Origin of the sequence: Poinsettia branch-inducing phytoplasma str. JR1, from assembly GCF_000309465.1 — a bacterium.
GTDB lineage: Bacteria > Bacillota_I > Bacilli_A > Acholeplasmatales > Acholeplasmataceae > Phytoplasma > Phytoplasma pruni.
Map to the genome: position 1 here is coordinate 1 of NZ_AKIK01000105.1, position 11,192 is coordinate 11,192.

General features: G+C 29.0%; 14 protein-coding genes. All 14 read right to left on the reverse strand.

Going from position 1 to position 11,192, the window contains the following annotated elements; all coding sequences use genetic code 11:
* Nucleotides 1-13 precede the first annotated feature (13 nt).
* The 14 genes from rpmH to ON17_RS02420 all read right to left on the reverse strand — a co-directional run bounded on the left by rpmH (nucleotide 14) and on the right by ON17_RS02420 (nucleotide 10,926).
* Entirely contained in the window at nucleotides 14-160 is a 147-nt protein-coding gene (gene rpmH, locus ON17_RS02360) for a 50S ribosomal protein L34 (RefSeq protein WP_017191894.1), read from the reverse strand.
* A gap of 178 nt (nucleotides 161-338) precedes the next feature.
* Nucleotides 339-1,400, reverse strand: a complete 1,062-nt coding sequence (locus ON17_RS02365; RefSeq protein WP_017191895.1) for a M42 family metallopeptidase — start codon at nucleotides 1,398-1,400, stop codon at nucleotides 339-341.
* A gap of 39 nt (nucleotides 1,401-1,439) precedes the next feature.
* Nucleotides 1,440-2,075 (reverse strand): hypothetical protein, encoded by a 636-nt coding sequence (locus ON17_RS02370; RefSeq protein WP_017191896.1) that lies wholly within the window; start codon nucleotides 2,073-2,075, stop codon nucleotides 1,440-1,442.
* Nucleotides 2,076-2,109: 34 nt separating this feature from the next.
* Entirely contained in the window at nucleotides 2,110-2,799 is a 690-nt protein-coding gene (rplT, locus tag ON17_RS02375) for a 50S ribosomal protein L20 (RefSeq protein ID WP_017191897.1), read from the reverse strand.
* A gap of 37 nt (nucleotides 2,800-2,836) precedes the next feature.
* Nucleotides 2,837-3,025 (reverse strand): 50S ribosomal protein L35, encoded by a 189-nt coding sequence (gene rpmI / locus ON17_RS02380; RefSeq protein WP_017191898.1) that lies wholly within the window; start codon nucleotides 3,023-3,025, stop codon nucleotides 2,837-2,839.
* Nucleotides 3,026-3,061: 36 nt separating this feature from the next.
* Nucleotides 3,062-3,610, reverse strand: a complete 549-nt coding sequence (gene infC / locus ON17_RS03415; protein ID WP_026072006.1) for a translation initiation factor IF-3 — start codon at nucleotides 3,608-3,610, stop codon at nucleotides 3,062-3,064.
* Nucleotides 3,611-4,014: 404 nt separating this feature from the next.
* On the reverse strand, nucleotides 4,015-4,818 hold the full coding sequence (locus ON17_RS02390) for an ATP-binding cassette domain-containing protein (RefSeq protein ID WP_017191900.1): 804 nt from the start codon (nucleotides 4,816-4,818) through the stop codon (nucleotides 4,015-4,017).
* 4 nt (nucleotides 4,819-4,822) lie between these two features.
* Nucleotides 4,823-5,866: an ABC transporter ATP-binding protein gene (locus tag ON17_RS02395; protein WP_017191901.1), complete on the reverse strand. Its 1,044-nt coding sequence runs from the start codon at nucleotides 5,864-5,866 to the stop codon at nucleotides 4,823-4,825.
* 29 nt (nucleotides 5,867-5,895) lie between these two features.
* Complete coding sequence (locus ON17_RS03280; protein WP_017191902.1) at nucleotides 5,896-6,324, reverse strand: ABC transporter permease; 429 nt, start codon at nucleotides 6,322-6,324, stop codon at nucleotides 5,896-5,898.
* 44 nt (nucleotides 6,325-6,368) lie between these two features.
* Complete coding sequence (locus ON17_RS03285) at nucleotides 6,369-7,160, reverse strand: hypothetical protein (protein ID WP_017191903.1); 792 nt, start codon at nucleotides 7,158-7,160, stop codon at nucleotides 6,369-6,371.
* Entirely contained in the window at nucleotides 7,157-8,113 is a 957-nt protein-coding gene (locus ON17_RS02405; protein WP_017191904.1) for an ABC transporter permease, read from the reverse strand. Before ON17_RS02405 ends, ON17_RS03285 begins: the two co-directional genes overlap by 4 nt.
* A gap of 15 nt (nucleotides 8,114-8,128) precedes the next feature.
* Nucleotides 8,129-8,410: a hypothetical protein gene (locus tag ON17_RS02410; RefSeq protein WP_017191905.1), complete on the reverse strand. Its 282-nt coding sequence runs from the start codon at nucleotides 8,408-8,410 to the stop codon at nucleotides 8,129-8,131.
* A gap of 120 nt (nucleotides 8,411-8,530) precedes the next feature.
* Nucleotides 8,531-10,195 carry an ABC transporter substrate-binding protein gene (locus ON17_RS02415; RefSeq protein ID WP_017191906.1) on the reverse strand — a complete coding sequence of 555 codons (1,665 nt, stop codon included), beginning with the start codon at nucleotides 10,193-10,195 and terminating at the stop codon, nucleotides 8,531-8,533.
* Nucleotides 10,196-10,236: 41 nt separating this feature from the next.
* Nucleotides 10,237-10,926 carry a hypothetical protein gene (locus tag ON17_RS02420; protein ID WP_017191907.1) on the reverse strand — a complete coding sequence of 230 codons (690 nt, stop codon included), beginning with the start codon at nucleotides 10,924-10,926 and terminating at the stop codon, nucleotides 10,237-10,239.
* Nucleotides 10,927-11,192 lie beyond the last annotated feature (266 nt).

An 11,192-nucleotide genomic window follows, 5' to 3' on the forward strand; every position in this document is an offset into this window, starting at 1 on the left:
ATCTAAATTATTGTTAATTAACCGATGAAACAGTTAATTTTGCACGTCCTTTTCTTCTTCTTGCAGATAAAACACGACGACCGCCAACAGTGGCAATTCTTGCTCTAAAGCCGTGTGTTCTTCTTCTTTTAATTTTACTTGGTTGATATGTTCTTTTCATAAAAATTCCAAACCTTCTTTATTTTTTTGTTAGTTACTGTTGAAAAAAAATATTAAACATTTAAGATCGCTTCCGTTAATAGCGACCTTAAATGATAAAATTTTATCAACTGTTGAAAAAAAATATTAAACATTTAAGATCGCTTCCGTTAATAGCGACCTTAAATGATAAAATTTTATCAATTGAATAAAATTTCTTTTACTTTTTTATCATCTAATTTTTGCACCAATAAAACTAAAAGTTTGATTGTGTTTTCGATATCTTCTTTGTGAATGATAGAAGCGTGAGAATGAATATATCTAGTCGGAATAGAAATGACTACAGATGCCGCACCTTCGTTTTGTATATGCATAGAAGCGGCGTCAGTTGTTCCTCCGGATGGAAGCGGTTCTTGAAAAGGTATCTTATTTTCTTGAGCTATTTCCATAATATAATCTCTTAGCCCTTTATGAGCGATCAAACCTTGATCGAAAAAAGATAATTGAGGGCCTTGTCCTAAAACTTTTTTAGAAACGTTTTTATCGCCCGGAACATCATCTGATACTCCTACATCAACAGCTATAGCTATTTGAGGTTTAACTTTATTAGTACTAGTTTTTGCACCTCTTAAACCAACTTCTTCTTGTACTGTAAAAGCGCCAACACATTGGTTAGGATTATTTTTTAAAGTTTTTAACACTTCCATCACCACTAAAGCGCCGGCACGATTATCAATCGCTTTCGCTAATAAAAAGTTAGAATTACCTAAAGTTCTAAACTCTGTGTAAGGAGTAACCATATCCCCTACTCTTACGCCTAATTCTTCAGCTTCTTCTTTGTTTTGCACACCTAAATCTAAGAATAAACTGCTCATTTCGGGTGTTTTGTATCTTTCTGACGGAGCCAAAGAATGAGGAGGTTTAGCCCCTGTAACAGCGAATAAAACACCTTTTTTAGTATTTATTTGCCATGTTTGGGCTAACATTACTTTAGAAACCCAACCGCCGATAGTTTGAAATTTAACAAAACCTTCTTTAGTGATTTCGCTAACCATCAAACCAACTTCATCAACATGCCCAGCAAGAACTATTTTAGGGCCTTTATCGCCTTTATAAGCTAATAAACTACCTAAATTATCGTATTCAATTTTATCAACTTGACCTTCTACATTATTTTCAATGTATTGGTTAACTGCTTTTTCTTGACCAGAAATACCATTTAACATGGTTAAATCTTTTATTTTTTGTAATAAATCAGACACGACAAATCTCCTTTAGTTTATTGATTGTAAGTTTGTTCGTTAAACGGTTTTGTCATTAGGTTGTGAATCGTTTTTCGATTGTTCTTTTGTTTTCAATTGTTTTGTTTCTTTAATAACTTTATAAACACCTTTAACAAACAAGAATAGGTAAACGAAGAATATAACTGCTAATGTAACTGATAAAGATTTTAAAATAGTATTTTGTAAGTCAAATTTTGCCCCTAATAAATAAGAACTTAACCCGAAAAGAATCAAATAGGAAAAAAAGGCAAAATTAGATTTTTTTTGTTCTTTTTTAGTATAATGCACATAAATTTGAATTAAAAAATGAACTATAAAGATATAAGCGATGATATTAGTCAATTCTAACATCTTAGCTAAATATTCATTGTGAATTAAAGGTTTTACAGATAAGCCAACGGAAATCAAACTTAAAACCGCACTTTCCATAAAGAATAAAAACTTGATAAAACCTTTATTTTTTTTTAAATTAGTGAAAGCAAAAAAATAAGCAAACAAAATAATAGAAATAGCTAATAAAATATTGCTCAATTGCCACCCTTGGTATTCAATTTTCGTAGGGTTCCATAAAGAACAAGCAGCAACAAAAGAAAAAATTGCTTTTAATAAGTTCAAAACGGTTTTGCATTTAGGACTTGTTTTTTTCATTTCCATATATTATAAAACACCTTTCTTATGTATTATAAAGTTAATTTTTCTTAATAACTTTTTCAAGAGATTTAATCAAATCTGCTTTTTTCATTTTAGAAGCGTCATCTATATTATGTGTTTTAGCTAATTTTTTTAAATCTGTTACAAGCATTTTGTTTAAGTCTAATTCTTCATTTTTTTCCACTTCTGTTTCTTCTTGCACAACTTTAACTTTTTCTGGCGCTTCTTCAGTCAATTCAACAGTTGATTCAACTGGTTTATTTTTTTCTAATTGAACTTTTACTTCTTTTTTTGTTGTTTTTTCTGATGTATTTTTTTCTTCTTGTCTTGGAGTTTTATTAGCTTTTTGTTGCGTTAAAATCAGTTCTTTTTTTGCTAAATGTTCTTTAGCTAATTCAACATAACTAGCAAACATATCGGGTTCTTGATAAGCCATATCAGCTAATATTTTACGATTAACTTCTACTTGGGCTAATAAAAGACCATGAATAAATCGTGAATAACTAATTTTGTTGTCAACACAACCAGCATTAATTCTAGTAATCCATAATTTTCTAAAATTACGTTTTTTCTGTCTTCTATCTCTGTAAGCGTACTGAAGCGAACGCATCACTTGTTCGTTAGCTGTTTTATAAAGAGTGCTTTTGGAACCGAAATAACCCTTCGCTAATTTTAATACTTTTTTACGACGTTTGTGTCTTGCGTTAACAAAATTTATTTTAACCATCTTTTTCCCTTCTTTCTTAGTTTAATGTCGGATTATATTAAATAAGATGTTTAATTCTTTTTACATCAGAAGGATCAACTTGTACAATTCCTCTTAATTGTCTATTTTGTTTAGTTGTTTTAGAACCTGCTAAATGATTTTTATAAGCATGTCCTCTGAAAAATTTGCCTGTACCTGTGATTTTGATGCGTTTTTTCAAACCTTTATGAGTTTTTTTCTTTATCATAATTACCTTCTTATATTGACGAAAATTTTAGTTATTTTATTTTTTAGAAATTAAGGGAACTAAAAGAGCCGACATTTGACGACCTTCTAATTTCGGAAATAAATCAATTTTAGATACATCTTTTAAATCAGATATAATTTGTTGAAAAACTTTTTTACCTAATTCTGAGTGAACTATCATTCTTCCAGGGAAAAACATAGTTATTTTCACTTTGTCGCCTTTAACTAAAAAATCACGAACTTTTTTAACTTTGTATTCTAGATCATTAGCTTGAATATTAGGACTAATACGCAGTTTTTTCAAAACCGTTATATTTTGTTTTTTTTGAATTTTCTTTAATTTTTTTTGTTGATCATAATAAAATTGAGAATAATCCATCAAACGGACAACTTTAGGATTTGAATTACCATTAATTAAGACAACATCTATATCTTTAGAATCGGCTAAATCAAGTATTTTTGATTTTTCAAAAACACCTAGTTTATCGCCTTTTTCATCAATAACTAAATGTTCTCCGTAAGGTATATTTTCATTGAATAAAACATCAACTTTTAAATTATCTTTTTTATTTTTTTTGTATTTAATATCAAATAAACTCCTTTTTTAGAAATAATATTTTTTTCAAAATATTTCATTTTATAAAAAACTAAATTAAAACAAAAAAGTACTTATTATAAAGTACTCTCCGAATAAAATCATAATAAAAATAAATTTTATTTAGCTGTTGTAAAAGACAACTATTATTTAAATTTATTGCGCTTTTCGCCTAAAAATTATCATAATTTTTCAGGCAGAGGAGAGAATCTCTTCATTTTCACATTTTTTTATTTCATTTTTTTTAATACAAATTAATTATACAATAAAAATACCTTTTATCAACGAGAAAATATTTGCTTTACATCTTTGAACCGAAAAAAATTTCAATATTTTCTTAATGTCGTAAGAATAAAATAAAAAAATAAAACTAAATTTTTTTCAACAATTTAGTTTTATTTTTGATATTTGTGCGGATCAGGTTCATAGATAGCATCAATTAATTTTTTAGTATAAGGGTGTTCAGGATTTGAAAACAATAAATCACTAGTTTTTTCTTCCACTATTTTACCTTTATAAATCACTATAATACGGTTGCAAAAATATTTAACAATCGATAAATCATGAGAAATGAACAGCATAGTTAAAGATAATTTTTGATTCAATTCTTTCAATAAATTAATAATTTGTGCTTGAATAGAAACATCTAAAGCAGAAACAGGTTCATCGGCAACAATTAATTTAGGTTCTACTATTAAAGATCTAGCGATAGCAATACGTTGTTGCTGTTCGCCTGAAAATTGATGAGGAAAACGATATAAATCACTTTCGTTTAAACCTACTAAAGTGATCATTTTCTTAATTTTTTCATCAATAATTTGCTTATCTTTGATTTTTTGCGCATAAAGACCTTCAGCCAAAATTTCTTTTACCAAAGCTCTCGGATTCAAGGCAGCTTCGGGATTTTGAAAAACCATTTTTATTTCGCTTAAAAGTAGTTTTCTATTGTTTTTAATTTTTTTGTTATTTTCAGCTAATAAATAATTTTTATCGCCATTATGGAAAAACAATTTACCTTTGGTAGGGAGGTAAATTCCTGTAATAATTTTACCAATAGTAGTTTTTCCGCTGCCCGACTCTCCTACTAAGCCCACAATTTCGTTTTTATTAATTTTAAAATTAACTTTTCTTAAAGTTTCAAAACCATTAGGAAAAGTGAAAGAAATATTATTAAAGTCTAAAACTGTTTTTTCGAACATTTTATTAAATAAAACCTCCTTTTCTTCTTAATGATTGGATAAATGCAGGCGCTTCATATTTAGGTGCCGAAGGGTGGAGTAACCAAGTGGCAGCAAAATGAGAAGCGCTAATTGGAAACATAGGAGGTTTTTTTTCAAAGTCTATTTTTAAAGCATAAGGATTTCTAGGAGCAAAAGCATCTCCTTGAGGGATAAAAGTTAAAACAGGCGGTTGACCTTCAATGAAATTTAAATTTTCTTCTTTAGTATTTAAATTTGGCATAGATTGTAATAAAGCCCAAGTATAAGGATGATGAGCGTTATAAAAAATCTCGTTTATTTGACCTATTTCAACAATTTTACCAGCATACATAACTGCCGCTCGATCAGCAATGCTTGCAATAACACCTAAATCATGAGTAATGAAAATAACTGATAATTGACGTTCTTTGGTAATTTTTTTAATTAATTCTAAAATTTGTTTTTGCACGATAGGATCTAGAGCAGTAGTGGGTTCATCACAAATCAATATTTCTGATTCATTAGCTAGTGCAATAGCTATAACTATTCTTTGACATATCCCTCCTGACAATTGGTGCGGATATAGATGATATTTATTGTCTGCCTCATCAATGCCCATTTCTTTCATCAATTGAATTGTTTGTTTTTTAAATTCAGTTTTAGAATAATTTTTCTTGTCTCTTTTAGCTTTAATTTGAAAAACCTCTTCAATTTGTTTGCCAGCCTTCATTAACGGATTTAAACTAGTCATAGGGTTTTGAAAAATCATAGTAATTTTTCGCCCTCTAATCTGATTGAAATCTTTATCTGTTATCTTGGTTAAATCCTGATTTTCATACAGGATTTCACCTTTTTTAACAATAGCGTTAAAAGGCAAAAGACCTGCGATAGCTTTAGAGGTGATAGATTTTCCGCTGCCTGATTCGCCACAAATGGCAAAAATTTCCCCTTTTTGAAGGGTAAAATTAACTCCTCTCAAAGCATAAATCATACCTTGAGAAGTTTTAAAATTAATTTGTAAATCGATTATTTTTAAAATATCGCTCAAATCGCAACTCCTAATTAATTTCTTTTTTATTAAACAAAATTATCAAATGCGTCTCTCAAACTATTTCCTAATAAATTAAAAGCTATCATAATATATATTAAAAAAATAGTCGGATACACGGACAAATGAGGATTCAATTCGATATCACGAAAACCACGATCTAATAATTCTCCGATACTAAGTCCATTAGGATATTTGATAATGCCTAAAAAACTATATGTTGCTTCGCTTAAAATAAAACTAGGAATAGCTAAAGCAAAAACAGTTATTAAAAGACCAATAGTATTAGGGAAAATTTGTTGAAACATAATTTTTAAATCATTAGTGCCCAACATGCGAGAAGCTAAAACATATTCTTTATTTTTGTACCTTAAAAACTGAGTACGAGAAATATTATAAAACGGAATCCAGCCTTTTACTAAAAACGTTATCATGATGGTAGTAAAAGAAACGCCCATTTTTAAAGTTAAAACGATAACTAAAGCTATAAAAGAGATTAAATTTAAAAATCCACTATTCTGCCGATAAAAAGGTCTGTTTTTCCGCCATAATAACCGGAAAAAGAGCCGATTAAAATACCTATGATCAAATTAACCACAGAAAAGACAAAAGCTAAAGCTAAAGAAGTTCTAGCTCCTTGACTAATTGCGCTAAATAAGTCTTCTCCTCGGTCCGTAGTTCCAAACCAAAAATACACATTTTGAGGTTTTTTATTGAAAAAACGTTCAAAAATTTTTAATTTAGATTTATATAAACCGTTAGAAGTTTTTTGAAAAGAAATAATGCTGTTATTTGTTTCCGCTTGATGGAATTCTGTTTCTGTCAATAATTGGTCTTTTTGAGAAGATAAATATTGTTTATATAAATAAGCATCTACTTTGACAGCTTTTTTGCCTTTTTCGCGAGAATCTTTGGTTTTTTTAACAATGTTTTTATCAAAAGTTTCAATATTGGTTATTTCTTCCTCATAAACTTGAATAGTTTTTGTTCCATCCAAAATGCTTAATTTTTCAATTAATGGTATTTTGGGCGGTAATTTTTCAAAAAAAATTCTGTGTTTAGATTGGATATCTTTCGACATAGGGTCAGCTAAACCGCCAAATAAAGAAAATAAGAAAAGAAGGAAAAACATGGCTAAAGCAACTTTAGTGCTTTTTATCTTAAATAATTGTTTTAAAGAAGTGCGATAATAACCTTTTTTAGGTTCTTTATTTGTTTGGCTAACTTGTTTGCCAGATGAAATATCAACAGAATCATTTTTAGCCCATTGGAACCCTTTTGGATCTAACTTCATATTTTTCCACCGCCTAATTGAATTCTTGGATCGAATAATGTATAAGAAATATCAGCCAAAATAACAGCTAAAACGCTAATTAAATTATAAAAAACTAAAGAAGCCATAATTAACGGTTGATCGTTTTCTTGGTAGGCTTCGATTAAAAGCCTACCACTACCATTAATGGAAAAAATCCTTTCAATAATTACACTACCAGTAATAATGCTGATTAATTCATAAAATAAAAACGGTGCAAAAGGGACTAAAGCGTTTTTTAAAGAATGCTTGTAAGTTGCTTCTGCAAAAGAAAGTCCTTTAGTTCTAGCTAATAAAAAATAATTTTGATTAACTTGTTCGCTTAGTTCGGCTCTTATTTTTCTAATCCACATTGCCATGGTCGTTAAAGTAATAATTAAGATAGGTAAGAAATAAGACATTGCTCCAAAGATGAACCCTTTAGTCGACCATTCTGAAGGAGTTGCCACTTGATAAGAAAAAAAATACCAACAATAAACAAATAAATATTGTAATATAAAAGCGATAATTAAGGTAGGAAGAGCGATGAATATAATAATAAATAAATTAATTCCGTGATCAATCCAAGTATCTTTTTTCATAACAGCCAATATCGCCAACATGACGCCCAAAGGAACCGAAATTAAAGTAGGAATTAAATTCATTTTCAAAGTTGTAGGAATTTTTTCCTGAATAATTTCATTCACAGAACGATTCCTTTTGACAGAAAAACCAAAATCTCCTTTTAAAGCGTTTTTAGCCCAAAGATAAAAGGATTCTAATAACGGTTTATCGTAACCCTCTTGTTCGCAAATAGCTTTCCACGTTAAATCATCCATTTTTGGGGGTCTTATTGGTTTTACAACAGACATTTTAATCAATATAAAGCTTGAAAAAGTTACACTTAAAAAAGTTTTTATCGCTAAGGCAAATCTTTTTAATAAATATTTTTTCATGCAATTCCTTACCTTTTACAAATCTTGATAATCAGAATCAGAAGTTAAAAATTCATAAGAACTATCGCCCCAACCCCATAAAACATCATAATTAGGCCATAAGTTTTTTAAATTGTTACTTACATAAGCTCGTTTGGCTACGCTAATAGGAATCGCTGGAAGATTTTCTAAAAAGACTCTTTCTAGCGTTTGAACGATGTTGAAAATAGTTTCTTCTTTAGAAGAGGCATACTTGCCTGGATTCATTAAAGTTTTATTCCAATAATGCATAAATTCAGTAATAGTGCCTTTCCACATGTGTTTGCCATTTTCTTTTGTTAAACCTGGGATAGGAATATTATTAGTTAGTTTGCCTTCTTCTTTGTTTTCTTGGATGAAACCGTTTACAAAATCGTTATACCAAACTGGTTTGTCTTGTTATAATTCTTGTGTTATTTTAGTTAAATTAATAGAAATTTTTTGTTCAGAAAGACTTTCTATTCCCATGGTTTCGTAACACCATTTTTTATCAACACCTAAAGAATTGAAATAATAACCAGTAATATCGCCACCTATAACAGGACTAAATACTAATTCATAATCATACTTATCTGCCTGTAATTTACGGAGATAAGTTTCTCTTGTAATAGAACTTAGTTTAATATTTATTTTATCGCTACCGAAAGTGTTTTCAAAAACATTTTTCAAATAACGCGCTTTTTTGTCGGTTTGTTCACTAATGTTACTATATATAAATTCCATTTCTAATTTAGGATCCTTTTGGTTATTGACTTTCCATTTATCATAAGCACGATCAAAAAAAGTTTTTGATTTTGCAGGATCAAAACCATAAGTATCCATTTTATCAGTTAATATTTTTTGGTTTTCTTTATGATTTGCGCTGGAATTATAAGGAACTTCGAATGGTTCATCGAAATAAACACAAGCTACATCGGGAACAAAAGAAAAGGAAGGATTGCTTAAAATATCTACTTGATTAACAAAATCTTGCCTATCTATAGCATAAAATAAAGCTTTTCTAAAATCTAAATCTTTTAAAATAGATGAAGCTGCTGTTGTTTTGGCATTTTTAAATTCATCTTTTCTATCTAAAACATTAATAGATAAAGATGTTTTATTATCTACAGGTAATTCTTTATAAGTCGGATCTTTGCTGTAACTAAGATAATAATTAGAATCAAGACCGAAAGTATTTACTTTTCCGTCTTTAAACATAGAGTGTTGAATATCTTTTTTATCAACTATTGTCCAAGAAATAGCTTTATTATGATGTTTATTTTTGTTCCAATAATTGTAATTTTTATTGAAAACATATTTTTGATTTGGCGACCATTCTTTGATTACATAAGGCCCATAAGATTGAATTGGTTTTTTTGGCGTTCCATAAACATTATTTTTTCTTTCGGCTTTATTTTCAAAAGATTCTTCATAATATTTAGGAGGTACTAAAGTAATGGAATCCAAAGCACCCATAGCGTTATATAAAGCTTTTTCACTATTGTAAGTTAAAGTGAAGGAATAAGGATCATTTTCTACTTTTTTAAAACCAGTTACTTGGTTAAAATCAGTGATTTGCCCTTCGTAGTATCCTTTAGCATCTTTTAAATCCATTACTTCGGCTTTAAAGACGTTTTCTGCGCGAGCATTTTTTTGCTTAGGATCAATATATTGTTTAAGTGTGTATTCTACTGTGCTAGCGTCGATTGGTTCGCCGTTTTCAAAAGTTAAACCTTCTTTTAAAGTGAAAGTATAGGAATTTTCAAACACTTTTTTAGATCTTTCGGAATATTCGTTGCCTTCTAGATTTCGGTTATTAGCATCTTTTAATTGAGCGTGTTCTGGAAGTTTTTTGATTATTCCAGGAAAAGTCATCGGTTTTAAAACTTTAGTAGAAATTTTGTTTTCATCTCCAGGAACACATTCGCCTGGTTTATGTTTTTCTTTTCTGTGTTGCGAAAAATCTCCCGGATATTTAGCATATCCTTCTTTGATGGCTTTGTTCCAATTTATATCAGTTACAAAAAAGGAAGATTTCAAATAACATCCTAAATCGTTTACTGTGCCATCTAGAAAATTCATCATATTAATATGCGGAACATCTTGGCGAAAAATGATTTTTTTGTCTAATCTTCACTATAGTTCACGTTTTTAGAATTTTTAGGTTCTAAATAAGCATGAAGAAGTACGTCTTCTTCTAATTGGTTTTGACCTTTGTTATCTAATTTTCTTTGTTCTTGTTCTTCTGAAGTGCCATATTCATAAGGTTCTAAATGAGATTCGCCACCATAAGAATAGCGATACCAACCTTTAAAAACCCAATCATTATAAGTTGTTTTAGGCATTTGGTCTAATTGTTTTTTCACTTCTTGAGTGTCCAACCCTTTAGAAACCACCATAGGTAATAAACGTACACCTTTTTTGTCGTGGAAAACTAACATTTTACTATTGGCGTCTAATTTAACCGGATATAAATTGGTTTTTTCTTTAACAACGTCTAAATAAGGGTTAAAATTTTTAACTCTTTTATCTTCTACTTGTTGAGAAACGTCTTTTTCTTTACTCCAGCGGTATTTATTGCCTAAAGATTCATAAAGTTTTTTATTACTTTCATCATCAACAATTTTTTTACCTTTTTGAACTTTTAAAATTTTAGCAACACTACCATTTTCGTTATAAAAACTAACATTGACGTTCGTACTAGGTTTGAGGTATAAATACCAAAATAACAAACTTGTTAATACAAAAGCCGCAACAGCTAAAGCGATTAAGACTGCTTTTTTATGCAATTTAAACCAATTTTTAAATTTTCCCATACTTACTCTTTCCTTTTTTCTCACGCTTTGTTGAATTGTTTTATTAATTATTTGATTTAAATAAAATAATTAATTATATTAATTTTACAACAAAAAAAACAAGACCATTTGAACTTCTTTTGACATAAGAGAGTAAAAATGCTTGAAAAGAGTAGGTGATAAGTGAATAAAGTTGTTTTTCTATTTAAATAAAATTTAAACAAAAGGAGATTTAAATGTCTAGAAAAAGAAGTTATCGTAGATCTTTTCGAAGAAATAAATTAACA

Excerpts from the sequence above, each read along its gene's own strand:
- ON17_RS02370 (WP_017191896.1), bottom strand. The coding sequence starts at position 2,075 with ATGGAAATGAAAAAAACAAGTCCTAAATGCAAAACCGTTTTGAACTTA.
- rplT (WP_017191897.1), bottom strand. The coding sequence starts at position 2,799 with ATGGTTAAAATAAATTTTGTTAACGCAAGACACAAACGTCGTAAAAAA.
- ON17_RS03280 (WP_017191902.1), bottom strand. The coding sequence starts at position 6,324 with ATGGGCGTTTCTTTTACTACCATCATGATAACGTTTTTAGTAAAAGGC.
- rpmI (WP_017191898.1), bottom strand. The coding sequence starts at position 3,025 with ATGATAAAGAAAAAAACTCATAAAGGTTTGAAAAAACGCATCAAAATC.
- ON17_RS03285 (WP_017191903.1), bottom strand. The coding sequence starts at position 7,160 with ATGAAGTTAGATCCAAAAGGGTTCCAATGGGCTAAAAATGATTCTGTT.
- ON17_RS02405 (WP_017191904.1), bottom strand. The coding sequence starts at position 8,113 with ATGAAAAAATATTTATTAAAAAGATTTGCCTTAGCGATAAAAACTTTT.
- ON17_RS02390 (WP_017191900.1), bottom strand. The coding sequence starts at position 4,818 with ATGTTCGAAAAAACAGTTTTAGACTTTAATAATATTTCTTTCACTTTT.
- rpmH (WP_017191894.1), bottom strand. The coding sequence starts at position 160 with ATGAAAAGAACATATCAACCAAGTAAAATTAAAAGAAGAAGAACACAC.
- ON17_RS02410 (WP_017191905.1), bottom strand. The coding sequence starts at position 8,410 with ATGTGGAAAGGCACTATTACTGAATTTATGCATTATTGGAATAAAACT.
- ON17_RS02420 (WP_017191907.1), bottom strand. The coding sequence starts at position 10,926 with ATGGGAAAATTTAAAAATTGGTTTAAATTGCATAAAAAAGCAGTCTTA.
- ON17_RS02415 (WP_017191906.1), bottom strand. The coding sequence starts at position 10,195 with ATGATGAATTTTCTAGATGGCACAGTAAACGATTTAGGATGTTATTTG.